Annotated in this window: 23 protein-coding genes; 9 read left to right on the top strand and 14 right to left on the bottom strand. The window is 57.0% G+C overall.

Annotated features, from left to right (window positions below; all coding sequences use genetic code 11):
• Nucleotides 1-12 precede the first annotated feature (12 nt).
• Genes ACXADZ_RS21040 through ACXADZ_RS21030 form a run of 3 tightly spaced genes read right to left on the bottom strand, consistent with a single transcriptional unit; the run spans nucleotide 13 to nucleotide 2572 of the window.
• Nucleotides 13-528: a flavin reductase family protein gene (locus ACXADZ_RS21040; protein WP_475199644.1), complete on the bottom strand. Its 516-nt coding sequence runs from the start codon at nucleotides 526-528 to the stop codon at nucleotides 13-15.
• Nucleotides 528-1418 (bottom strand): aldo/keto reductase, encoded by an 891-nt coding sequence (locus tag ACXADZ_RS21035; protein WP_171670872.1) that lies wholly within the window; start codon nucleotides 1416-1418, stop codon nucleotides 528-530. Before ACXADZ_RS21035 ends, ACXADZ_RS21040 begins: the two co-directional genes overlap by 1 nt.
• Complete coding sequence (locus tag ACXADZ_RS21030) at nucleotides 1418-2572, bottom strand: LLM class flavin-dependent oxidoreductase (RefSeq protein WP_171095386.1); 1155 nt, start codon at nucleotides 2570-2572, stop codon at nucleotides 1418-1420. The genes ACXADZ_RS21035 and ACXADZ_RS21030 overlap by 1 nt, the downstream gene beginning before the upstream one ends.
• Before the next feature lie 107 nt (nucleotides 2573-2679).
• Between ACXADZ_RS21030 and ACXADZ_RS21025 the strand changes: the two genes are divergently transcribed.
• Both ACXADZ_RS21025 and ACXADZ_RS21020 read left to right on the top strand, forming a co-directional pair.
• Nucleotides 2680-3390 (top strand): GntR family transcriptional regulator, encoded by a 711-nt coding sequence (locus ACXADZ_RS21025; protein WP_171095670.1) that lies wholly within the window; start codon nucleotides 2680-2682, stop codon nucleotides 3388-3390.
• 12 nt (nucleotides 3391-3402) lie between these two features.
• Entirely contained in the window at nucleotides 3403-4500 is a 1098-nt protein-coding gene (locus ACXADZ_RS21020; RefSeq protein ID WP_475199641.1) for a Gfo/Idh/MocA family protein, read from the top strand.
• Between the two features lie 120 nt (nucleotides 4501-4620).
• On the opposite strand, the gene ACXADZ_RS21015 is transcribed toward ACXADZ_RS21020, so the two are convergent.
• The 3 genes from ACXADZ_RS21015 to ACXADZ_RS21005 form a co-directional block, all read right to left on the bottom strand.
• Entirely contained in the window at nucleotides 4621-6636 is a 2016-nt protein-coding gene (locus tag ACXADZ_RS21015; RefSeq protein ID WP_475199638.1) for a DEAD/DEAH box helicase, read from the bottom strand.
• 154 nt (nucleotides 6637-6790) lie between these two features.
• Nucleotides 6791-8773, bottom strand: a complete 1983-nt coding sequence (locus ACXADZ_RS21010; RefSeq protein ID WP_475199636.1) for a CocE/NonD family hydrolase — start codon at nucleotides 8771-8773, stop codon at nucleotides 6791-6793.
• A gap of 167 nt (nucleotides 8774-8940) precedes the next feature.
• The gene (locus tag ACXADZ_RS21005; RefSeq protein WP_475199633.1) at nucleotides 8941-9447 is read right to left on the bottom strand and encodes a RidA family protein; all 507 of its coding nucleotides are present in this window, start codon (nucleotides 9445-9447) and stop codon (nucleotides 8941-8943) included.
• A 201-nt stretch (nucleotides 9448-9648) separates the two neighbouring features.
• On the opposite strand from ACXADZ_RS21005, the gene ACXADZ_RS21000 reads away from it, so the two are divergent.
• The 6 genes from ACXADZ_RS21000 to ACXADZ_RS20975 all read left to right on the top strand — a co-directional run bounded on the left by ACXADZ_RS21000 (nucleotide 9649) and on the right by ACXADZ_RS20975 (nucleotide 16281).
• Nucleotides 9649-10443, top strand: coding sequence for a creatininase family protein (locus ACXADZ_RS21000; RefSeq protein ID WP_475199630.1), 795 nt, complete (start codon nucleotides 9649-9651; stop codon nucleotides 10441-10443).
• Nucleotides 10440-11690: an amidohydrolase family protein gene (locus tag ACXADZ_RS20995; RefSeq protein WP_253746651.1), complete on the top strand. Its 1251-nt coding sequence runs from the start codon at nucleotides 10440-10442 to the stop codon at nucleotides 11688-11690. The genes ACXADZ_RS21000 and ACXADZ_RS20995 overlap by 4 nt, the downstream gene beginning before the upstream one ends.
• The gene (locus tag ACXADZ_RS20990) at nucleotides 11687-13093 is read left to right on the top strand and encodes an FAD-binding oxidoreductase (protein WP_475199629.1); all 1407 of its coding nucleotides are present in this window, start codon (nucleotides 11687-11689) and stop codon (nucleotides 13091-13093) included. The genes ACXADZ_RS20995 and ACXADZ_RS20990 overlap by 4 nt, the downstream gene beginning before the upstream one ends.
• A 9-nt stretch (nucleotides 13094-13102) precedes the next feature.
• Complete coding sequence (locus ACXADZ_RS20985) at nucleotides 13103-13987, top strand: TauD/TfdA dioxygenase family protein (protein WP_475199627.1); 885 nt, start codon at nucleotides 13103-13105, stop codon at nucleotides 13985-13987.
• 88 nt (nucleotides 13988-14075) lie between these two features.
• On the top strand, nucleotides 14076-15737 hold the full coding sequence (locus ACXADZ_RS20980; RefSeq protein ID WP_475199624.1) for an ABC transporter substrate-binding protein: 1662 nt from the start codon (nucleotides 14076-14078) through the stop codon (nucleotides 15735-15737).
• 52 nt (nucleotides 15738-15789) lie between these two features.
• Nucleotides 15790-16281 carry a DUF2165 family protein gene (locus tag ACXADZ_RS20975; protein WP_475199622.1) on the top strand — a complete coding sequence of 164 codons (492 nt, stop codon included), beginning with the start codon at nucleotides 15790-15792 and terminating at the stop codon, nucleotides 16279-16281.
• A gap of 155 nt (nucleotides 16282-16436) precedes the next feature.
• On the opposite strand, the gene ACXADZ_RS20970 is transcribed toward ACXADZ_RS20975, so the two are convergent.
• Genes ACXADZ_RS20970 through ACXADZ_RS20945 form a run of 6 tightly spaced genes read right to left on the bottom strand, consistent with a single transcriptional unit; the run spans nucleotide 16437 to nucleotide 21673 of the window.
• Nucleotides 16437-17453: a proline racemase family protein gene (locus ACXADZ_RS20970; protein WP_475199619.1), complete on the bottom strand. Its 1017-nt coding sequence runs from the start codon at nucleotides 17451-17453 to the stop codon at nucleotides 16437-16439.
• 21 nt (nucleotides 17454-17474) lie between these two features.
• Nucleotides 17475-17921 (bottom strand): SDR family NAD(P)-dependent oxidoreductase, encoded by a 447-nt coding sequence (locus tag ACXADZ_RS20965; protein ID WP_475199617.1) that lies wholly within the window; start codon nucleotides 17919-17921, stop codon nucleotides 17475-17477.
• A complete protein-coding gene (locus tag ACXADZ_RS20960) occupies nucleotides 17918-18742 on the bottom strand; it encodes a pyrroline-5-carboxylate reductase (protein ID WP_475199614.1) in 825 nt (274 codons plus the stop codon). Before ACXADZ_RS20960 ends, ACXADZ_RS20965 begins: the two co-directional genes overlap by 4 nt.
• Nucleotides 18743-18749: 7 nt before the next feature.
• Nucleotides 18750-19451: an SDR family oxidoreductase gene (locus tag ACXADZ_RS20955; RefSeq protein ID WP_171095408.1), complete on the bottom strand. Its 702-nt coding sequence runs from the start codon at nucleotides 19449-19451 to the stop codon at nucleotides 18750-18752.
• 20 nt (nucleotides 19452-19471) lie between these two features.
• On the bottom strand, nucleotides 19472-20722 hold the full coding sequence (locus ACXADZ_RS20950) for an NAD(P)/FAD-dependent oxidoreductase (RefSeq protein WP_475199610.1): 1251 nt from the start codon (nucleotides 20720-20722) through the stop codon (nucleotides 19472-19474).
• A gap of 60 nt (nucleotides 20723-20782) precedes the next feature.
• A complete protein-coding gene (locus ACXADZ_RS20945; protein ID WP_475199609.1) occupies nucleotides 20783-21673 on the bottom strand; it encodes a dihydrodipicolinate synthase family protein in 891 nt (296 codons plus the stop codon).
• A gap of 413 nt (nucleotides 21674-22086) precedes the next feature.
• Here ACXADZ_RS20945 and ACXADZ_RS20940 point away from each other — a divergent pair, with 413 nt between their 5' ends.
• Complete coding sequence (locus ACXADZ_RS20940; protein ID WP_475199604.1) at nucleotides 22087-22809, top strand: GntR family transcriptional regulator; 723 nt, start codon at nucleotides 22087-22089, stop codon at nucleotides 22807-22809.
• Nucleotides 22810-22870: 61 nt separating this feature from the next.
• Here ACXADZ_RS20940 and ACXADZ_RS20935 read toward each other — a convergent pair whose 3' ends face one another.
• Together ACXADZ_RS20935 and ACXADZ_RS20930 are read right to left on the bottom strand one after the other, a co-directional pair.
• The gene (locus tag ACXADZ_RS20935; RefSeq protein WP_475199602.1) at nucleotides 22871-24001 is read right to left on the bottom strand and encodes a CobW family GTP-binding protein; all 1131 of its coding nucleotides are present in this window, start codon (nucleotides 23999-24001) and stop codon (nucleotides 22871-22873) included.
• A gap of 140 nt (nucleotides 24002-24141) precedes the next feature.
• Nucleotides 24142-24669 (bottom strand): flavin reductase family protein, encoded by a 528-nt coding sequence (locus tag ACXADZ_RS20930; protein WP_475199600.1) that lies wholly within the window; start codon nucleotides 24667-24669, stop codon nucleotides 24142-24144.

Below are 24669 nucleotides of genomic sequence, written 5' to 3'. Positions count from 1 at the left end.
GTCAGATTGCGCTTAGTGCTGCGCGAATTGGCCGAGTTTCCCGGCGTAAAAGGTCAGCGCGTCTCCATCCGCCATGCTGGCCCGCAGAACTTTTCCTACGACAATAACGTGATCGCCCGCGTCGTGATACGCATGTTGCTCGCATTCAAACCGTGCCAGACAATCCGACAGTAACGGCGTGCCGTTTTCGCAGCGCTCATGCGCGATATCGCGCAGGGCAAAAGCGTCTTTCGAACAGCCAAAGCAAAGCTCGGCCTGTTCCGCCGACAGCACATGGACGCTGAAATGGCGGGCTTTGTGGAAATAGGGGAAGCGGCGTGAGTTGCGGTCGCCTGCCCACATGATCAGCGGCGGGTCCAGCGACAGCGACGAAAAGCTGTTTGCGGTGATGCAAACCGGGCCATCTGCGCTGTCGCAGGTGACGATGGTGACGCCGGTCGCAAAGCGGCCAAAAGCGTCACGAAGGGTGCGGGTGTCGTCCTTATGCGGAACGAAAGTATGGGTCATGTCCTTTGAGATTGCGTTCATCAAGGTACCTCTTGTCCCAGCGCAGCCTCATAAAGGCGATACCAGGCTTCGCGATCCAGTTTGACCTTCAACGCGTCTGAGGCGCGCTTGATCCGATCCAGATTGTTGGTGCCCAGAACCGGCAGGATGTTGGCCGGATGGGCCAGCAGGAAGGCCACGGCGACGGCGGCGCGGTCCACACCGAACTCGGCTGCGACTTCATCGGCCACAACGCCGACCGGAGGGTTTCCGGCCATCAACAGACCTCCGCCAAGCGGCGACCACGCCATCAACGGATGGCCGTATTGCTGGTGAAACGCCAGATCGCCATTGGTGAAGGGGCTGATCTCGCCCAGCGAGATCTCGATCTGGTTGGTGACCAGTTTGGTCTTCATGGCCGATTGCAGCAGCGACCAGTCCCAGGGGCGGAAGTTCGATACACCCACAGCGCCCACCTTTCCGCTGGCAACAACTTCGTCCAGCGCGGCACCGGTTTCATGGTGGTCCATCAGAGGGTCAGGGCGGTGGATCAACAGCAGGTCGATATGGTCAATGGCCATTTCTGTCAGCGAGGTATCGACCGACTTCACGATATGCGCACGCGACGTGTCGTAGTATTTCACCTTCGCATCCGCGTAACGGCCGACCGGGGCGATGATGTCACATTTGGTGACGATCTCCATCTTCTGGCGCAAGCTCGGGTTGGCGCGCAAAGCATTGCCCAGAACAGCTTCGGCTGCGTAACCACCATAAATGTCGGCCTGATCGAAGGTGGTGATGCCCTGATCCAAGCAGGCTTGAATCTTGGCCTCAACATGGCCTGTGGATGTATCCGCGTCATCGCCCAGCCGCCACATGCCATAGACAAGGCGGCTCATCTCAAGCGAGTCAGATAGTTTCACACGTTGCATCAGCGGCGTTCTCCGTTGCCCAGTGGGGTCGCTGGGGTCATTGCTGGCACGCGCCCGTAAGCTTCGGGCAGCGAGCAGGTTTTCAAGTTGGGCAGCACCCGAGCACCAAAATGCTTGGCCTCATCCATGTGCGGGTAGCCCGAGAAGATGAAAGCGCGGATGCCCATCTTCTGGTATTCCTCGATCTTCGACATAACTTGATCAGTCGATCCGACCAGAGCGGCACCGCAGCCAGACCGCGCCCGGCCAACACCAGTCCAGAGACCGGGTTCGACATAGCCGTATTCATCTGCCAAATCGCGGTTCTTGGCCTGATGCGCAACACCCAGCGACGTCGCGTCCAGCGCCCGTTCGCGAATGGCACGACCGTATTCGTCATCCAGTTTCGAGACGATGTAGTCCGCATATTCCTGCGCCTCAGCCTCGGTATCGCGGACGATCATGTGGACGCGCAGTCCGTAATCCAGCGTTCGATTGTAATTCTCGGCAACTGCGTGCACGGCTTTCATCCGTTCGGCCAGTTGGTCCTTGGTTTCAGGCCACATCAGGTAGACGTCGCAATGTTCACCGCACAAGTCCAAAGCCGAAGGTGAATATCCACCAAAATACAACAGCGGGCCGCCGGTCTGATAGGGTTTCGCAGGATCGGTCGTCAGACCCGAGAAATTGTACACTTCGCCGGCGTGGTTGATCTCATCCTGCGTCCAGGCCTGTTTCAAAATCTCGACCACTTCGCGCGATCGCTGATAACGGAATGCACTGTCGGCTTTCTCACCGGGGAAGTCGGATGAGATGATGTTGACGGTCAGCCGCCCCTTCAGCATGTGATCCAGCGTTGCGATGGTGCGCGCCAGCATGATCGGTTGCATCTCACCGCAGCGTACGGCGGCCAGCATGTTGATCCTGTCGGTGATCGGTGCGCAGCCAGCGACAAAACTCAGGGTGTCCTGACCAACTTGATACGAAGACGGGCACAGGATGTTGCGGAATCCCTGTGCTTCGGCCTCTTTCACGATGCCCGAGCAATGCTCCCAACTGGATCGAAGATCGCCGTCCGGCACACCCAGAAATTGATAATCGTCCGAGCAAAGTGCCGCAAACCACGATACTTCAGCAGCGTCCAGATCAGGGGATGTGATGGGGACGATAGTCATCTGAGTCGGTCTCCGCGCAGCGTTTGCTTTTTCTCTTGCGTAGCAATCGCTTTGATGTAGATCAATAGTGTATCAATTTTTCCCGCGACCAAGTGAAGCGACTGACTGTGCCCTCTGCCAATCGAAATCCGAACGCACTTCCGGTTTACATCCAGATTGCGGAACTGCTGATCCGAGATGTCGCGGCAGGGCGGCTGATGGATGGAGAGCGCCTGCCGCCCGAACGCGAGATGGCGGCTGATCTGAATGTCTCGGTCGGGACACTGCGAAAATCGCTCGCCGAGCTTGAAAAAAAGGGAATGCTGGAACGCATCCAGGGTTCGGGAAACTACATTCGCGAAACGGGCACGCAGAGCAGCGTCTATGCGATGTTCCGGCTTGAACTGCCCGAAGGCGGTGGCCTGCCACGCGCCGATGTTCTGTCGGTTGATCATCTGGATAAACCATCCGATCTGCCGCAATTTGGTAAGTCGAGCCGAGGTTCACGCGTGCGCCGGATGCGCTATTTGAATGACACAATCATAGCCGTCGAAGAAATCTGGCTGGACGAATCAGCAGGTTTGATCGACCGGACCCTCTTGTCCGACTCTCTTTACCGCTACTACCAACGCCAATTGGGATTTTGGATCATTCGAGCCGAAGACAGGGTCTCGGTCCAATCGCTTCCCGATTGGACGCCCGAAAGTTTCACCAAACCAGCGGGCCAAACAGTAGGGTATATCGAACGTTTCAGCTGGTCAGAGACCGCTGAACCCGTTGAATTCTCGAAAACATGGTTCGACCCGGATCGGGCCAACTACGTCCAACGTTTGAAGTAAAAGGAAACACGCATGACCCGGACCATCAACTACGGGCTGATAGGATGCGGCATGATGGGGCAAGAACACTTGCACAATATCGGCCTGTTGGAAGGGACGCGCGTGGCAGCGATTTTTGAGCCGGATCCGGTGATGGCAAAAGCCGCCAAAGCCATTGCGCCGGATGCCACGATGGTGAGCTCGGTCAAAGAGCTCCTGGCCGTCGAGGACTTGGATTGCCTTGTCATAGCAAGCCCTAATCACTTGCACGTGGACCAGATCTGCGAAGTCGCGGAAACGCGACCCCTGCCGCTGCTGGTGGAAAAGCCGTTGTTCACCGACCCAAAGGATGCGGCCCGGTTAGAAGAGGTTGAGCGTAGCTATCCCTGCCCAATCTGGGTTGCGATGGAATACCGATACATGCCCCCAATTGCTGCTTTGATCGACAAGGCGGAAGCAACAGGTGGCGTAAAGATGCTGTCTGTCCGCGAGCATCGTTTCCCATTTCTGGAAAAGGTCGGCCACTGGAACCGGTTTAATCGCAATACCGGAGGCACCTTTGTTGAAAAGTGCTGTCATTTCTTCGACCTCATGCGCTTGATCCTGCAATCCGACCCGGTGCGGGTTACCGCAAGTGGGGGGCAAGCCGTCAACCATCTGGACGAAAGCTACGAAGGCGAAACACCGGATATTCTGGACCACGGGTACGTTATTGTCGATTTCGCCTCGGGCGCACGCGCCATGTTAGAGCTGTGCATGTTTGCGGAAGGCTCTCGGTATCAGGAAGAAATTTCGGCCGTTGGACCCGACGCCAAAGTTGAGGCACTGGTTCCCGGACCAGGACGCTTTTGGCCTGATCATCTGGGGGAACCGCCTGTGCCCAAGGTCATCGTAAGCCCCCGCAACCCCAAGGGGCCTACGTCAATAGACGTCCCCGTAGACGCCAGAATACTGGCAGCCGGAGACCACAATGGATCGACCTATTATCAGCACCAAGGGTTTCTGGCCGTGCTGCGCGGCGAAAAGGCCCAACCCGATGTCAGCCTGAAGGACGGTCTTTGGGCTGTCAGGACGGGACACGCCGCACAACAGGCGATGGAAAGCGGCGAAACCGTACGCTTAGGCGGCTGACAAAAGCGTCATAAAGGGTTGAGTTCTCAAATCGTTTGGAACTCAACCCTTCTCGTACGACCGCCCGAAACCTTTGTGGATGTTGCTTGCACGGGATCCGCAAGCAGACATGGTCAAGGTTCATTTTGTCCGCGATGGTTTCCTCATCGGACGCGCATCTGGGCCTTTTTTCGCACGCACTTTAAAGGTCTTGGGCTTATCGCCGTCCTGTCGACTTTTGTGGCGTTCGGTCCGTGACCCCATCGGTTTCGACGGATCGGCCGCGTTTTTGCGCCGTTTGTTTTCCGCACCGCCGCTTTTACCCGTTGGTTTCTTTCCGGGGTTGCCCTGACCTGCCTTCGGCTTTGCAGACTTTGGTTTGTCCGGGTTTTCCCGGCGCTTCTTCGGTTTTTTTGGGCTTGGTTCAAACTCAGCTGGTTTCGACGCGCCAGCGGGCTTGCTGTCTCGACGCGATGTGTCCGCTTTCCGATCTGGGCGTGGCGTTTTACGTGGTGCTTTCGGCGCAGCCGGGGGGCCTTTGGGCGAGGCGTCGAAATCCGGAACGCCCGGCAATTCGGTCAAGCGCGCGCCCTGTTCAAGATCAAGCTCAGGGCCAAGCTCGTTCTTCATCGCCGGTACTGCGTCGCTGAGGATTTCAACGAATGTTTGCTGGTACTGGACACGAATGGCCCCAATCGCATCTTTGGAGATCCCGGCATTTCGACACAGCATCGGCAGCAACCAACGCGGCTCAGCCCGCTGTTTGCGGCCCAAAGACAACGAAAACCAAGTGCTGGGCCCGAAATCCGAAGCCTCCCGCTTTTTACGGGCACCCGGTTCAGGCACGTCACCCAAAATCTCGGGCGCGGAATTGCGCTCGCGGTAGAGCCGCAGAAACGCCGCCGCAATTTTCTCGGCTGAATGCTCTTGCAACAGCCTTTGCGCAAAAGCCTGTTCTTCGGCGCTTGGCGATTGGCTCCATCCCGGATCGGACATCAGCCGTTCTTCATCGCGCGCAAGGACCGCTTCGGCGGAAGGTGGCGTACCCCATTCCGCCTCTAGTTTGGCGGATTTCAACAGGCGTTGTGCCTTTGACCGTTGGCGCCCAGGTACAATCAGCACCGAAGTGCCCTTGCGTCCGGCGCGGCCTGTTCGCCCGGACCGGTGCAACAGGGATTCCGCATTGGACGGCAGATCCGCGTGGATCACAAGTTCCAGCCGGGGCAGGTCAATGCCGCGTGCAGCCACATCTGTTGCGATACATACACGCGCCCGCCCGTCGCGCAGGGCCTGCAAAGCGTGGGTGCGCTCGGACTGGCTCAGTTCACCCGAAAGCGAAACCACCGAAAACCCCCTGTTGGAGAACTTCGCAGTCAAGCGGGCCACCATAGACCGGGTATTGGCGAAGATGATCGCCGTTTGCGCATCATGAAAACGCAAAAGGTTGATGATCGCCTTTTCGATGTCTGACGGGGCCACGGACAGCGCAAGATAGGAAATGTCAGCGTGCTGGGCGTCTTTGTTGCCGACCTCAATCCGACGGGCGTCTTCTTTCTGATAGGTCTGCGCAAGCTTGGCGATACCGCGCGGTACCGTTGCGGAAAACAGCAAAGTCCGACGGTTTTCCGGAGTGTGATCCAGAATGAATTCGAGATCCTCGGAGAACCCCATGTCCAGCATCTCATCCGCTTCGTCCAGGACAACCGCTTTGAGATCACCCAGATCGATCACGCCTCGCGACACGTGGTCTCTGAGACGACCGGGCGTGGCGACGATGACGTGTGCGCCGCGCTCAATCGCTCTGCGTTCCGTGCGCGCATCCATACCACCCACGGCAGATGCGGTAACGATCCCGGCTTCAGAGAAAAGCCAGTCAAACTCTCGCTGAACCTGCATGGCCAGTTCACGTGTGGGCGCGATGACCAAGGCCAAAGGGGCTGCCGGTCGATCAAACCGGCCGTCTTTGTCCAGCAGGTCGGGTGCAATTGCCAACCCAAAGCCAACCGTCTTTCCTGATCCGGTTTGCGCTGACACCAAAAGGTCAAGCTGGGCCAGCTCAGGCTGCGTCACCGCCACCTGAACGGGCGTAAGTTCGCTGTAACCTTTGTTGGTCAACGCCTGCGAGAGCGTCATTGGCAGGTCGAAGAGGTTGGGCATACATCACCTTGCAGAAGAAAGATCACGCCCTTAACGACGATGGCAGACTTTGTACAGCCTCGTTTGGGCCTGCAGGTCCGATCAGCAATGAAACAAACCGGAACCGGCAGGATTTAACTTTTTTGAACTGTTGATGCTCGCAGTCTTGAAGCCGTCAGTGAAATCCGCGCGGGACGCTTTCCGTCCACTCTTTGACTATGACTTCAGTGCCCTCTGCGCCTTCGGTAGCCCGCAGTTTTCGTGTCAGGTAGAAATTCTGCGCATCACAATGCATCGAACTCTCGGTCTCAATCTCCACGTTCCAGTCGCCCCGCTCGAAGGTGAAACGCCATTGGCTATCAAAACGGGCGGATGCAGGGTCGTCGGGGTGGATGCTGTAATGCATGGCGACATGGCTGCCAACGACCAGTCCGTGATAGGGATCACGCGCTTTACCATAGTCGTCGAACGTGTCCAGAACGAGGGTCCCATCGTCAAGCACATGCTGATCGGATCGCCCGGACGGCGCGCGCAGTACTTCTGTTTCCAGTACAGGAAAATCCCGTGCCGGACCCGGGTTCTGCGGTTCGATTTCCGCCTCAACCTCGCGTATCGGCAATTGCAGAACGCTGCGGTCCAGATGAAGCGTGACCTTGGCCTGTTCTGGTGCGGGCCAGACAACGGGCCAATAGCTGGTCGACAGCGCGAGCCGCAACCGGTGCCCTGCGTGCAGGTGATGGGCGCATTCGTTTAGCAGGATTTGCGCCTCGTAAACCTGTCCCGGCACAAGGGTTTCAGGCGTTTCGTGACTGGCATAATGGCAAAGATTTAGCGGCCTGTAACTGATACGCTGGGACACCCCTTCGGGGGAAACATCACACAGCCGCGCCATCAGTTGCGCGACCGGTTTATCGACGCTGAATGCAAAGCGCAGCCGCGCCCGTCCCAAAATCTCCAAAGGTTCATCCAGCACAGCAGTGTCAAAGCATTGCGACAGCACATCATCGGGTGCCTGATCGCCGCACAGTTCATTGTCAAAGCGCATTCCTGGACAGAAATATCCGCTGGTTGCTCCAACACTGGCCGGGCTGCTTACGGTGACTGTGCCGCTGGTAGGTCCGGCACCAAACCCGTCATGCGTCAAGTGTAGAAACCGATCTTTCACATTGTCCGACGGCCAATTCTGTTCGGCAATCCAGCGCCCTTTGCGTGGGCCATTCTGTTTGGTCGGTTGGAAGTGTTCCTGCATGAAAGTACGATAATCTGGCAGGTCCTCGGCCCCGTTCTGCCGCCCTTTGAGCCAGCGATCAAACCACGTAATCACTTCCGAGTGGAAATCGGATGGTGCAAGTTTTGAGATGTGTGGATAACGATGCTCCCAAGGGCCAACCATTGCTTTGGCCGGGACTTTCAAATGGGTCGCAATCGCGGAGGGCGCGTTGACATAGGCATCAGCCCAGCCTGTCATGGCCAGCACCGGAACTTTGATTGCATCCCAGTCCTCACACACGGATCCGTGTTTCCAAAACGCATCACGCGTGGGATGCCGCAACCAATCCACTGCGGAAAAGGGCAGCGTTTCCATCCGGTTCAGCCAATCCTCACGCCAATCCTCACGCAAGTCCGGATCCGCCGGTCGCGACAGATAGGCAAACATCTGACTGGCCCAGTTTGCATTATCGCTCAGCAGACAGCCGCCCATAAAATGGATGTCATCAGCATAACGATCCACGGTCGAAGCAACGGAAACTACGGCCTTGAGCGCCTCAGGCTGACGGTACGCCAGTTGCAGCCCATTGAAGCCACCCCAGGAGATCCCGATCATACCAATATTGCCGTCACACCAATCCTGCGCGGCAATCCACGCCAAGACCGCCTCGCCATCGCTCAGTTCCTGTTCGGAATACTCGTCATCGAACTGCCCGTCGCTGTCACCGGTTCCCGTGATATCCACCCGGACACATGCATAGCCCGCGCGGGCAAACACGGGGTGAGTAGATTCATCCCGAGGTGCCGTGCCATCGCGTTTGCGATAAGGCAGGTATTCCAGAATGGCCGGGCTTGGCCCAGTGACCGGCAACCAGATCCGAGCGGCCAGGTTGCGACCATCCGCCGTTGGGATGAAGACATTTTCAATTACGCTATGATCATTTGTCACGAAGTATTCCCCTAGCGATTCTCTGGCACCCTAACCCCTTTTGGCTGCCGCACTTAACAACACCAGCGACACCGAAGCCCAAAAAAGACATTTGAAACAGAAAGCGCAGATCACCACTGGCCCGTTTGTCGGCAGGGTGAACGATACCACTGAATTTAACAGCTTCCCTACGGAGCGGCGGAAAGCACCTCGACTTCGACCTTGAACTCCGGCCTCGTAAAACCGCTGACGATCAACAGCGTCGAGCTTGGTAAGCGGCTGGTCGAAGCAATAAATTCATCCCGGGCGCGCATGTAGCCTGCCATGTGCGATCGGTCGGTTACAAAAGCTTTGATATGCGCTACATCCCCTGCACCCATACCCGCTGACCGCAGAATTTTTTCGATGTTTTGAAAACAGACAATCGCTTGATCATATGCGCCTTCCGGGACGCTTTCATCGGCGCGAATCCCCAATTGCCCTGAGGTTTGAACAAGCCTCCAATCGCGGGGAATTTCGACCCCATGCGCATAGCGCGCGAACGGAGGTGACATATCGGATGGGTTTAACTCTTTCATTTTCCTGTACTCTTTTCTGATTTTGAATTTTTCTTGCGAGTTCAAACTTTCTTTGCAAGTCTTAGCGCACTTCTCTGGCACGGATAATCCAAGGGCCACGTATTCCAGTTTCGTCAAGGAGGGCGATATGGGCAAACGTGGTCATTTGCTGTGTGTCGTGTACGCACTCTACTTCAATTTCGGTCCAATACCGGGGATCCACCCGCCTTGTCATACATCAGGGCGGGCGAACGAAGTCACCCGGTTGATAAGCGAACACGACCGACCTCCATCCAGTCGTTTCTGCCGTTCATCGAGCCGCCTGTTTGGGAGGCTCGCATGAGCATTCAAGGCTATTGGGCCAATCACAAAGCGCCGGATTTTCGCGATCTGCCAGATGATCTGGTTGCCGTTCTGCCAATCGGAGCCACAGAACAACACGGTCCCCATCTGCCGGTATCCGTTGACAGTGACTTGGTGGCCGCTGTGGTCGAGCGTACTTTGCCTCGCCTGCATGCCGAGCAGAACGTGCTGATCCTGCCGGGTTTGACCGTCACCAAAAGCGGCGAACATGATCGGCATCCCGGAACCCTCAGCCTGTCTGCGGATACTTTGCTGGCGGTGTTGCGCGACATCGGGGCCTCGATCGCGCGAGCAGGTGTACAGCGGCTTGTTCTGTTCAACGGCCATGGGGGAAACACAGCAGTGTTGGAAACCGCCGCGCGTGATTTACGGATCGCGCATGAGATGATCGTTGTTACATGCTCGTGGTTCGGTTTTTCCGATTGGGAAAACATCCTAGACCCCGATACTGCCTCGGTAGACTTGCATGCCGGAGAGTCCGAGACCTCCTCTATGTTGGCGGCTAAACCGCATCTCGTGGATATGAGCCGGGCGCAGAACTTTGTTCCCGCCAACCGGGATTGGGAAAAGCAATTCAACCATATTGGTCTGACCGGGCAAGCCGCGCGGCCGGGCTGGATCATTGATGACCTGCATCCGGATGGGGCTTGCGGGGATGCCTCTGCCGCGACTCTGGAAAAGGGGGAACGCCTCTTGGATACAGCCGCCGACAATTTCGCGCAGTTTCTTGCCGAGTTCGCCCGGTTCGATCACCGGAGTGGCGCGACATGAACATGCTGAATGCAACAGATTCGTATGTTGTCGAGAACGTGCTTGTCCCTGTCTCGCTGCTCTTGGATCCGCATGGTTTTGGGGGCACGCAGATTTCGGATTGTTTGGCGGGCGATCTGATTATCCGGGGCGGACAGGCAGTTTGTTTACGCCCTAGCACCGCGCCTTGTCATCCATCAGGTTTGATCACCCCGCGCCTGACCGAATGCCATGTGCATCTGGATAAATGCCACACGATCTCAAGAATGGGCCGGATTGGCGGAGATCTAAATGCCGCCATGGACGCCCAGCGCCGCGACCGCATGTTTTGGACGGAAGACGACCTGCGCCAGCGGGCGGAACGGGGACTACAGGAGTTGATGTCCTCGGGGTGCGGCATCGTTCGAAGTCATTTCGACTGGGCCGCTGATCCGGAAAGCACCTCGCCGCCTTTGGCATGGTCCGTGCTACAAGAGCTCGCGGTGGATTATCAGGATACGGTCCACCTACAAGTCGCTTCGCTGTTGAACACAACCGATTTGGCCGACCCGGCCAAGGCAAATGCAATAGGTCGCGAGATCGCCCGTGGCAATGGGGTGCTCGGGCTGTTCGTTTTGAACCAACCGGATCGCCACGCCGCGATACAAGTTGCGGTTCAGCTGGCTGAAAAGCATGGCCTCGCATTGGATTTTCACGTTGATGAAGGGTTGCACCAAGGGCTGGACGGGCTGGAGATCATTGCAGACACCCTCATCGAGACCGGGTTTCAGGGCCCCGTGCTATGCGGTCACGCCTGCAGCCTGATCAACGTCGCGGGCGAACCTTTGCAAGCGCTTTTGGACAAGATCGCACGGGCCGGGCTGACCATTGCCAGCCTGCCAACGTCCAACCTGTATCTGCAGGGGCGCAGCACAGGCACACCAGACCGGCGCGGGATCACGCGGATCAGTGAGCTGCGCGCCGCAGGTGTTCCCGTCGTAGTGGGCACCGACAACGTGCGCGACGCTTTTTGCCCCCTTGGCCGCCATGACCCACGCAAAAGTCTGGAACTGGCAGCGCTTACGGCCCATCTGGACCCGCCATTTGGTGATTTACTGCCCATGATCACCACAAATGCGCAAACAGCGCTGGGTCTGTCACCAACCAACGTGGATGGGGCCGCAGTCGAAGACCTGCTGATCTTTGATGCCGCATCAACCTCGGACTGGCTGACCGGGACATCCGCACCCAAACCCTTGAAGCATGCTCTGACAGGAGAGATTGCATGACGTCGATTTCAGGAAAAAGCGATCTGGACTGGGCCGCGTTTGCCGAACGCCTCGCGCCGGTCGAAGTGATCGACGAACCCGTTCTGGTCAAGAAACGGTCGCGCGATTTCTTCTGGTACAGCCCTATTCTGAATCAACAGCTCAAACGCAGTTTTGGCGATCTGGTCGCCCTGCCGAAAACCGTTGAAGAGATGGCGCATTGCCTCAAGACCGCGTATGACGCAGATGCCCCCGTCGTGCTGCGTGGCGGCGGGACGGGCAATTACGGACAGGCCGTGCCGTTGCACGGTGGTCTGATCATCGAAACCACCCGGATGAACCGCGTATTGGAAATCGGAGACGGCTTTGTCCGCGCCGAAGCAGGCGCGCTGATGGCCGATGTCAACGCGGCGCTGATGGCGCAGGGGTGGGAAATGGCCATGTTCCCGTCGACGCAGGATATCGCAACGATCGGCGGGTTTGTCGCGGGCGGTTCTGCGGGCATTGGCTCGATTGCGAACGGTGTTCTCAGAGAGCCCGGCAACATCCTGCAGCTCAAGGCTCTGTCCGTCGAAGAAAACCCCCAGGAATATGTGTTCGAAGGTCAGGACGTTCTGCAAATACATCATGCTTGGGGCTTGAACGGGGTCATTACCGAAGTGACGCTGCGTACGGTTCCCCACCCGGATTGGATCGGGTGCATGGCGACGTTCGACAGCTACCAAGACTGCTACACCGCCGGGTACGCGGTTGCGACCGACGATCAGATCGGATGTAAGCTGGCCAGCACTGTAGACGCGCGGATTGTGGAGTATTTCCCCCGACTGAAAGGCCATGTCCGGCCCGACAAGCACCTTCTTGTTTCGCTGGTACCCGCGACCGATATGGCCCGGTTTCGCGGCCTCATTGCGGATCTGGGCGGAAGTCTTGATCTGGAATTGACCGAAGATGACCGGAAGGCAGCATCACTGCCCCATGTGTTCGAATTTGCCTATAACCACACCACTCTGCAGGTTCTGAAAGCGGACCGGTCAGCGACCTACCAACAAATCGGCGTACCGGATGCATCCGACGCGGGCGCGGTTGCAAAGGTTGGTGCAGCCTTGGGTGACGATGTCTGGCAGCATCACGAATTCTCGTTGCTAAACGGCGAGGTCGTCGCCTTTGATCTGCCAATCATCTGGTACTCCACCGAAGATCGCCTGCGAGAGATCGGTCGAATTTACGAAGAACACGGGCACGGCGTGTTTGACGCCCATAGTTTCCATGTGGAAAGCGGTGGTTTGAAAACCGCTGACTATCTGCACCTCGCCTGGAAAAAACGACTGGACCCAAAGGGTTTGCTGAACCCCGGCAAATCCCGCGCCTGGGATCTGGTCAAGGATCTGCCACCCGAAGAAATCGAAGCCAAAGCAACCGTGTAAGAGGTCGCCATGTCCGCATTTGAAACACGCCCCCTGAACCCGCATTTCGGAGTTGAAGTGACCGGGATCAATCTGACTGACGCAACCGACAGCCGGTTGTTCGGGCAAATACGCGCTCTATTCGAAGAACATTCAGCCCTTTTGTTCCGCGGTCAGGACATCTCTGACGCCCAGCACAAGCAACTGGCCGAACTCTTCGGTCCCATCGAGGATCGCAAAGCTGACGAGCGCAAAAAGGGCGAAAAGTTCGAGGTTCCAACCGTTTCCAACGTGCGGGACGACGGTTCGATCACCGAAGAAATGGACCTGCACACGCTGAACCTGAAATCGAATTTTCTTTGGCATTCCGACAGCACATTTCTCCCCACACCGGCGCTGACGAACATCCTGATCAGCCGTGTCGCCACGACCGAGGGCGGTGCCACGGAACTGGCCAGCACCCGCGCAGCCTGGGCGAACATGCCCGAAGACATGAAGGCAAAGGTGCGCGGACGCGGCATCTGGCATCGCTATAGCCATTCGCGCCGCAAAATCTCGCCCGAACTGGCTGAATTGCCGATGTTCAACAAATGGCCGGACCAGCATTGGAATGCGTTGTGGCGCAATCCGGTCAACGGGCGCGAGGCGCTTTATATCGCGTCACACGCCTTCAAACTGGATGGCTACGACGAAGCCGAAGGCCAGTCGATCATCGAGGAACTCATCGACTTCTGCACGCAACCGCAGTTTGTCTATTCCCACAACTGGCAGGTTGGCGACGTACTGATCTGGGATCAGCGTGCGGTGCTCCATCGCGGCACGCCCTGGCCCTACGAACAGCCGCGCGTTCTGTCGAGTATCTGCTCGACCGTCACGGAAGCCGACGCAATCGAAACCATGCGCAGACCACATTAGAACCCGGCAACCCGGCCGGGCACCACATGGCGAAACCACGCCGCACACACCGAGGGGTCCACCTCACGACCAACAGAGAGGAAAACACATGACTTTCAGAACCCGTACAGGGAAACCACTGCCGCAAGTGATCACCGATCAGGCCAGGAAGGTCGGCAACGATGCGGTGAACCGCCGTGAATTTTTGGCCATCGCCAGTTCATTCGGGGCAACAGCAGCAACAGCTTATGCGATGCTGGGTCTGCCCGCGCCCGCCCAGGCTGCCACTGAACCAAAACAAGGCGGTACGGTGCGTATTCAGATGGATGTACGCGGCCTGAAGGACCCGCGTACATTTGACTGGAACGAAATCGCGAATTTTGCCAAAGGCTGGCTGGAAAACCTTGTCGCATACGAAAACGATGGAACCTTTTCGCCCGCGCTGCTGGAGAGTTGGGAGATTTCGGATGATGCGCAAACCTATACTCTGAACGTTCGAAAAGGTGTGACCTGGAATAATGGCGACGAATTTACTGCCGACGATGTGGCGCGCAACATCACCGGATGGTGCGACAAGTCTGTGGAAGGTAACTCCATGGCCGGGCGTTTCTCGGTTCTGGTCGATCCGGAAACAGAGCGCGCACTGGAAGGTGCCATCAAAGTTGTCGACAGTCACACGGTTCAGCTGAACCTGCCGCGCCCGGACATATCGCTGATCGCGGGCATGGCAGATTATCCAGCGGCCATCGTGCATTCGTCCCATGACGCGGAAAATATGCTGGGTAACCCGATTGGGACCGGTGCTTACTTGCCGGAAAGCCTTGAGGTTGGCGTAAAAGGCGTTCTGGTCCGCAATGACGACCACACCTGGTGGAATGCCGGCAACGGCGCCTGGCTCGACCGCGTCGAGTTCATCGACTTCGGAACCGACCCATCGGCCCACCTTGCGGCGGCGGATGCCGGCGAGATCGACATGGTCTATATCTCGGAAGGCGAGTTCATTGACATCCTGACCGGGCTGGACGGCTGGGTTGAAAACGAGGTCGTCACCATGGCGACCATCGTCATCCGCCCAAACCAACAGGCCGAAGTTGACGGCGTGCAGCCTTATGCAGACAAACGTGTCCGTCAGGCCATTTCAATGGCGGTGGATAACGCCGTTCTGCTTGAACTTGGGTACGGTGGACGAGGAGCTGTTGCCGCCAACCACCATGTCGGTCCTGCGCATCCGGAATATGCCGATATCGGTATGCCAACCTATGATCCTGCCCAAGCACTGGAATTGATCAAAGAAGCCGGGATGGAAGACTATGAGCACGAGCTGCTGTCAATCGACGATGCGTGGCGCAAAGACACCACGGACGCCGTTGCTGCTCAACTCAGAGACGCCGGTATCAAGGTCAAGCGCACGGTTCTGCCGGGATCGACGTTCTGGAATGACTGGGCAAAGTACCCGTTCAGCTCAACCAACTGGAACCACCGTCCGCTGGGCGTCCAAATCTGGGCGCTGGCCTATCGGTCAGGTGAGCCATGGAACGAGTTCGGCTGGTCCAATCCGGACTTCGACGCAATCCTCGAACAAGCGCTTGCGACGCCAGACGTTGAGAAACGTCGCGAACTGATGGCGCAGGGCGAACAGATTGTCCGCGAAGACGGTGTCACGATCCAACCGTATTGGCGGTCGCTTTATAACCACACGCGCGAAGGGCTTGGCGGGGCAGCGCAACATATTTCCTTGGAAATACGCCCGGCCCAAATGTACTGGAGCTAAAACGCGACGGGGTGGCACAGACCACCCCGTCACATTGGCGGAGTAGGTTACTTTGTTAGAAATAATGGTCCTCGTTGCGCAATCCGCAGCAGTATTTTTCCTTGCGGCTTGGTTGAGCACTGGGTTCGTCGAGAACGTCTTGCATCCGGACCTCAACGAAACGTTCACCGCGCAAGTGCTCAGCATGGAGCGGATGCAAGAAGAGTACCCCGAGGCGTATGAGGTCGTCGCCCATCGCAGCATCGAAAACCCCGCTATTCAAAAGTTTCTGTTCAAACTGATTGTTTGCTGGGAGGGCCTCGCGACGCTTACGCTTTGGATCGGAGTCGCTTCTCTGATCCTCGCCACCATAGGTGTGATTGAGCCAGCCAACGCCAGAGCAATCGGGGTGCTGGGGGTTTTGTTGTTCACCGCCACCTGGGCTGGCTTTTTGATCGTAGGAAACTGGTTCTGTTATTGGTTTTGCCACGAAGGCGCGCAGAATACGCACTACCAGATGACGCTATGGGGTCTGGCAACGATAGTGCTCTTGATTGTCTTTTGAATCGTCACACTTGGTTTCACCCGCAAGCCAATTGCCACTAATGTCGCGACTATCCGCTGGGTCCAAACGCTGCCAAGGTTGTACGCCATGCAAAATGCGCGGTCATGATCGTGCAGGGCTGAAATCTGGACGCGCTGTTTAAGCGGCCTCAATCGCTAACCACCCCAGGTGTCTGACAGTCTGAAACCATTTGGAAACGGGTCGCTTGGATCCAATCCGATCTGGCTGATCCCATAGATCCAACATTGCCCGGAAACACGGTTTTGGGTGGCTTGATAGGGCCCCACTTTGGTGAGGCTCAACAGCTCGGTTGTGAACTCTCCGCCGATAATCGAACGTGACACGACCCTGTCGCCGGGCAAGGCCAACCCCGTTGCGTGGCGCACCGCCATGTTGGCATTCGATCCGGTGCCACAAGGCGATCTGTCCGCGCGGCCCGGACGCAGTGTTGTGCAGGTTCGCACCGCACCGTCCGGGTCTGTCGACCGGAACATGACATAGGCCAAACCGTTCAGGGCCGACGTGGTCGGGTGCGGAGCGTCCTCGATTTCGGCAATCAGATTGCGCAGGGCAACGCCCTGCGTTGCAAGCGCGCGGGCGTTGTCCGGCGTAATCGACAACCCGACCTGATCCACATCAACCAATGCATAGAAGACACCGCCGAAACACAGATCATAGCGGATTGTTCCCCAATCGGGCGTCTGAATTTCAACGTCCTTCTTGGCCACAAAAGCGGGCGGCATATCCAGCGAAACCCGCGTTACCTTCCCGTCTTCACATGTGGCCCGTGCCCGCACAAGGCCCGCCGCTGTGTCCAGCGTGATAACGGTTTCGGGGCCGGTTATCAGGATCATCCCAGTTTCCAACAGAGCCGTGACAGCGCACATGGCGTTCGAACCCGACATCGCGTGCGCCTGATCCGGCTGCAGCACAATGAACCCAATATCTGCCTGCGGATCGCAAGCTGGAACCAACAGGCAAAAAGATCCTGCCGGGGCAGAACGAGGTTCCGAACAAAGCAGTTGGCGCAGGCTGTCATCGACCTTGTTCAGATGGTCCAGCTTGTCAGCCATTGTTGCGCCGGGGATGTCCAGCACTCCTCCTGTAACCACACGGCCAATTTCACCGGCACAATGCACATCGACTGTTTGCAGCGTTCTGGACCAGCGCATGGTTTCTCCCTTTTCGTTACTTCAGGCCACCGCCAGAGCACCCGTGATTTCCACCACCGACCCACACAGATATTGCGCCTCGTCCGATGCCAGGAAGGCAACAAGCGCGGCGATCTCATCGGGCTCGCCAATCCGACCAAACGGCACCAGCGCATTCAGGTCATCAAGACTTCGGCCCGAACGCGCCATATTGCTTTCCAACATCGGTGTCCGAACCTCGCCCGGGGCCACGCCATTCACCCGAATGTTGTCAGGCGCATAGTCGCGGGCCAGATTCTGGGTAAAGGCCACAAGCGCAATTGCCCCCTGCCCGAGATCCGTCGCCAGAGCGTCAGCACGGGCCGCATTGCTGTTATAGTGCAGCAGAACACGCGCGCCTTCAGCCGCCAATTCGCGTGCGATGGCCTGGCCAATCGACCCGGTGGACCCCGTCAATAGAACGGTTTTACCGTGCAGATGACGCGTCATTGGACGCCTCCCCCGGATGTTTTGCGGGCATCAGACAACCGTAGTAGAACGCTGTCGAGCCCCGCCTTTAATGCGTCGGGACCACGGGCATCTGCAAAGACTTCGAACAATTGCGCGTTCAACCCAGCCGGGGTGGAGTGTTCAACCCGCAGCGTTTCATAAGGCTTGTCGCGATCTTCCATCATCGTGTGCGCCAGCCCGGAAAAAACGCCGCTCAGATAGCGCTGCGCGTCCACCCGCCCGATCCCATTGGACTGCATCCAGTCCGCGGCTGTACCCAGAATGCCGAAATACGTGCCCATCAGCGCGCTGGCTGCGGCAAAGGCATCGAACTCCTCTACCGTTTTGGCACTGACCACCGTGCCCAACGCACCAAACAGACCCTCACCCAAAGGGTCATGCGGAAACAGGACTGTGACACCGCGATGGTGGGCGACCGATGGCAGAGGGATTGATCGAAACAGGCGCACGTGTGTGCCAATCCAACCTTGCAAAACTTCATGGGTCAGCGTGGCGATCAGGCTGCACACATGTTGTCCTTCGGAAAACGTCAGCGGAGACAGCACTGACCGGGCATCTTGCGGACGGACAGCCAGAAACACCAGATCAGAGCAATCAACAACCGCCTGAGCGGACGCGTGAACCTGCACCCGCGCGCTGCTGGCGGCCAGACGCGCGGACACTTCTTGGTTGCGTTTGGTTACGTGAACCTCTGCTATTTCCAGATCGGTCGCCAAAAGGCCGGTCACAACCGCCTCGGTGATCACTCCGGTTCCGACAAATCCCAAACGCAACTGTCGGGCTGGCTTTTCGACCTGCATGATCCGCTCACATATGCCGGGTGACGCCACCATCGACGCGCAAGGATTGGCCGGTGATATAGCTGCTGTCGTCGCTCAGCAGGAAGGCAGCCGCCTTCGCTTGTTCTTCGGCCCTTGCCAACCGGCCCAGCGCGGACATTTCCGCAAATTTATGCGGCAGATCCAGACTGTCGGTGAATCCCGGCAACAAACAGTTCATGCGAATATTCGCCGGGCCATAGCGATCTGAAAACTGTTTGGTAAAACTGGATACACCCACACGATAAACACTTGAGGTCGGAAAGGTCAGCGACGGTTCGAAGGCTGAAAATGTGGTGATATTGACGATTGAGCCACCACCCTGCGCCTCCATCACCGGGGCCAGAAGCTTGGCCATGCGTATAACGGGTTTCAGAACCATCTCATGCGCGCGGTCCCAGTCTTCTTCGGGAATATCCAGCAAATCACCCTTTGGCGGACCCCCCACATGGATCAGGCAGGCATCAATACGTCCGTAAGTGGCCATGGCCAGATCGAAGGCGGCCTGTGTATCGGCGGCATTCTCTGCCTTGCCGCGATGCGCGACGCCGCCCAGTTCCTGCGCCAGTAACTCGCAGGAGTCCGAAGGCGACATCAGCGCCAATTGGTACCCCCGCGCGTGCATCTCGCGTGCCGTTGCGGCACCCATCCCGCGTCCACCACCAATAACTAAACATGTTTTCTCGGCCATGATCCGCTCCTGTTTCAGTGTCAAAATCGATCTATCCGATAGGGGTTCAAATCGATATCGGGCAATTCACCCGAAATAAGTTGTCCCATCAGCTTAGCGGTTGTCGCCGCATAGGTCAGGCCCAGATGGCCATGACCTGTGGCATAATAAACCCCGGAAACCTTGGCCGACGCAGACATCACCGGCACCGTGTCCGGGAAGGCAGGGCGATGGCCCATCCATTCGCTGGAATTGTCGATCCTGAGGTTCGGCAGAGCCTTGCGGGCACGTCTGACCGTGATCTTTGAACGCCGCCAATCCGGGGCAGCGTCCAGACCGGCCATTTCAACCGTGCCGCCCACCCGGATACCGCCAGCAGTGGGTGACACCATGAATGCCATGGCAGGCCAGATGATCGAATGATCCAAACGGATGCCCGGCGCATTGATCTGGGTGTGATAACCGCGCTCGGTCTCAAGCGGGATGGGTTCATCCAGCTTCTTTGACAACCGAGCCGTAAAGGCTCCGGCGGCAAGAACGACCTGATCCGCTTTTATCTGGCGCCCATCTTCCAGCCGCACGCTGGTGACCCGCTCAGCTCGCTCAAAACCGGTCACCTTACCGCGTTGAACCTGACCACCCCGGCTCACTAACGCCTCAACCAGACGGGTCACAAAGGCATAAGGATCGCGCACCGTTCGGTTGTCGGGCAGCAGTACCGCCTTTTGAATGACCGGAGAGATTTCGGGTTCCAGATCGTGCAGAGCATCCCGGTTCAGCATCTCATAGCCAAATCCATGGCGGTCCAGCATATCCAGCCGCTCCTGATCTGCAATGAACTCGGCCTCACTTGCATAAAGCGACAGGCAGCCTGTTGTGCTCAGATCACCGGCCAAGCCCAGCTCGGCCATCAAGTTCTCGGTATCGGCCAAGGAACGCTGGCACAGGGCCGCGCCTTGCGCTTCGAGCTGGCGCAGTTTCGATGGCCGCCCGGCCCAGAAAAACCGGGCAAACCAGGGAATCAAATGCGGTGCGTATCTCGGAGAAACACGTATCGGACCTTCGGGATGCAGAAGCCAGCCGGGCGTCTGCCGCCAGACCGACGGGTGCGAGACAGGCATAAACTCCGTCACTGCAATCGAGGCCATGTTGCCGTAAGACGCCCCGCGACCCGGCGTATCGGCGTCGACCAGCGTCACCTGACCACCGCGTTTTTGCAGCTCATACGCTATGGCAGAGCCTATGATACCTGCTCCGACAACAACGCTGAGTTTGGGCTGATCCGATTGCATCTGGTGCCACCCTTCGTAGACTGAATGATGACCCGCTTGGGCCATCACTCAGAGATGCGATTACATCGCCAGAATGGGTTGCATGGCCTCAGAAAACTCGGCTTTTTCCGCCTCGGTCAACGGGCCCAGCGGTGCGCGGCATTCACCCACATCCAGTCCCTGCAACTCAGCCCCAAATTTGATCTTCTGCACGAACTTTCCGCTCTCAAGAATGTTCATGGCCCGATACAGCTTTTTCATGAGGTCTTTGGCAGCCACCAACTCCCCAGCCTTGTAAAGCCGGTCCAGCTCGCAGCAGGCTCTGGCCATGCAATTCGACGGCCCGCAGATCCAGCTGTCAGCCCCCCAGAACATGAAATCCAACGCGATGTCGTCAGACCCCGAAACCAACTGAATTTTGCCTTCATAACGTGACGCGATGTCGATCGCGCGCTGCAAAACACCCGAACTTTCCTTGATGCCAATCACGCGCGGATTGTCAGCAAAATGGTCCATCAGATCAAATGAGATGTCGGCACCATCCTTGAGCGGATAGCTATAGAGCACGATGTTCACATCGACCTCGGCCAGAATCGTTTCGTAATGCTTGATCAATTCGTCCTGCGTGGGACGCGTGTAAAACGGAGGCGCGAGCAGAACGTTGTCATACCCGATCTCTTTCGCCATTGCTGTCTGTTCGATCACTTCGCGGGTAGCCGGGGCATTGGTCCCTGCGATCAGGATCTCATCGTCCTTGGCGAAATCCTTGACGAATTTCAGCACCTGACGGCGCTCATCGGTGGACTGGCTGAAATATTCCCCGGTCGAACCGTTCGGGACCCATCCGGTCACGCCCGCGTCGCGAAAATGAGTCAGCAGGTTTTCAAAAGCAGTGAAATTGATTTGGTCATCCGCACCGAAAGGAGTGACCAATGCAGGCATGACGCCCGAAAGTTTGACGTTAAAGCTCATTTGCGGTCCTCTTTTCCTCGCATCGCAAATCCCCCTGCCGCCCAACAGTGGGGAAGAACCACCGTCAAAACGCGCAACCGATACTGGCGCTCTTTTCAGAGCGGGAACACGGCAACAGCAGTCGACCGGGGACTTGATTCCTTTGTGGTTCCTTTCCGTGATTTCGCATATTGTCGATTATATGTCGACAAGATTCAAACGCGCGAAACCAACCAAATGGAGCTACGGAACGGCACAGGTACAACTTGGTGTTTGGGTTGCTGGCCTCCTTCACAAAACCGCGCCACGATACGGTGCCTCAAACAGTACGCTACCGTTTGTCAGCCATTGCCTTGTCAACATCCTGCCTAAATGCTTGTTGTTGATACAAACCTCTTCTCGGGTCTTTGCTCCACTGTGGGAAAAAAATGGAAATGAGCAAAAAACAGATGGAAACGAAGAAACGCGCCAAGGGCGGAGGGTCAAAATACGTCTACGAGACCCTCAAACGCGAGATCCTGTCCCTCGCGTTGAAACCGGGAACGCCACTCGATGAAACCGGCCTGTCGGAACGGTTTTCCATGTCGCGCTCACCCGTACGCGAAGCGCTTGTTCGTTTATCCGCCGAAGGGCTGGTGGTCATGCTTTCGAACCGCTCGACCCTTGTCGCGCCGATCAACTTGACCGAGTTTCCCCGTTATGTCGAAGCTTTGGATTTCCTGCAGCGGATCAACACAAGGCTTGCCGCGCAAAACAGATCCGACAGCGAGATAGAACTGATGAAGAAGGAAGCAGAGGCGTTTGACCAAGCCTGTGTTGCAAACGACTATCTCGCAATGTCCGCCAGCAATCGCGACTTTCACATGACCATCGCCCAGGCAGGCAAAAACCCGTATTTGGCGCGCGCCTATGGCCAGCTTTTGGACGAAGGCCGCCGTATCCTTCATATGCACTTCGACTATATTCAGTCTTCAGCCACCGACACTCTGTTGGGGTCAGAACACGAGGACATGATCACAGCGATCGGGGACCGTGACATCGCGCGCGCGGACCATTTGGCCCATGAACATACGCGACAATTTCACAAACGGTTCGTTGACTTCCTAAGTGCGCAATACAACGAAGATTTTGATTTTGCTGTGTCGACTTTGACCTAGAAACCTCGGCGAAATCAGCATGTCGTTCTATTAACCGCGCCAGTCCGCACGGTTCAGCGTTTCAATCACTGCCCCGCGCGGCTTGAACAGGCATCGCATCGGCGCGCTCAGGTTTGCGAAGCAAATCAAGGCTTCGCTGTATTTCGGGTCGGCTCAGGTTGCGGCCAATTAACACGATACGGGTCCGCCGGTCATTGCCGATCCAGTTCTTCAACGGAACTGGCGGGTCAAAGATGTGCTGGACACCGTGAAACGCAAACGGCGTCTCGATCCCTTCAAGAAACAAAATACCTTTCACGCGCAGGATGTCGTAACCCCTGTAGGCGATCAAAGTGTCAAACCACTTGTCAAAAACCGCGTCATCCAACGCCTCATCCAGCACAATCGAAACGGATGTGATATCAGTGTCATGGCGACTAAACTCGGATGTCGTCACAGGTTTTGAAACGGACGTTGCCATCAACCCTGAAAGGTTGCCCAGTGGATCGTTGGCAACCTTGGGTGTCGTCCAGGAAATAGCCTCGTGTTGATGCGCGTCCTCGCGCATGCTCGTCAGGTTCCAAAGCTTTTTCAATGCGAATTCATGATCTGACCGGCGAAGAATGTCGGCCGTCGGATTCAGATCGCGCAGTCTGTCAGTCACGGCTTTCGCTGAAGCTTTGGAAACAAGGTCTGTTTTGCTCAGCACGATCAGATCGGCCATCGCGACCTGCGACACGGCCTCGAATTGGGCATCCAGTGTCGCGGGTCCGTTCACCGCATCCACCACCGTAACGACACCATCCATGCGCGTATTGCGCGCAAGAAATGAATCCACCAGCAGAGTCTGAAGGATCGGTCCCGGATCTGCCAACCCTGTGGTTTCAATCACCACCCTGTCAAAGCTGAGCATACCTTCATCCCGCCGCGCGAGCAGTTTGACAAAACTGTCCGACAGATCACCACGGATAGAACAACACAAACAACCCGACGACATCAGCATGACATCGCCGTCCACCGTTTCGATCAGGTCATGGTCCAGCCCTGCTTCACCAAACTCATTCACAATGACCGCAATGCGCCCCGAAGATGAATCCGAAAGCATCTGGTTCAGCAACGTTGTTTTCCCTGCCCCCAGAAAACCCGTAAGCAACGTCACGGGAACGCGTAGGTCGTCAGTTTGCTCTGGCTGAGTTTGGGAGGCATGGGTCATGAACATCGCAAGCTCTGTTTTGTAATAACATTACATCACTAAAGCGATTCAATTGTGCTGTCCAGTCAGGCACAGACCAAGTTGCTCAAGCGGCCAGGGAAAGGAACGGACATGCCAAAGACCAACGCCTTTGGTCCTCCTCACTGATCGGTCACCGGACGATCAAGCGCGCCGAAGGTGCTATGGAAATAAAACAGTGAACCGGTACTCTCGTTTTGCCGGATATTCACCACGCGTCCAATCATGAGCCTTTGATTGCCACAGGGGTGCACATCTTCGACAGCGCATTCCATGCACACCGAGAAATCCGGGAGGATCGGAAGCCCTTGCGTGCCAGCCTGCCATTCCAGATCCCTGAACTTGTCGTCGCTGCGACCAGCGAAATGCGCGGCAATCTCTTTTTGTTCGTCGCGCAGAATATGAACCGCATAAAACCGTGCGCGAGCAAAGCTATCGAAGCTGCGCGATTTGGGGCCGATTGTCCAAAGAACCATCGGCGGCGACAATGCAGCCGACGTAAAGCTGTTTGACGTCAGCCCAATTGGCCGCCCCTCAATATCCAAAGCGGTGACAATCGCGACACCTGTGGGAAAGTGACCGCAAGCTTGGCGGAACGCCGTTTCGTCCACGGATTCGTGCTCCGAAGCCGTTGTTTTTGAGGTGCTCAT

It is taken from the genome of Ruegeria sp. ABM4_193, assembly GCF_056158705.1.
The sequence above is the reverse complement of the archived record's forward strand: the minus strand, read 5'-3'. Positions and strand labels throughout refer to the sequence as shown.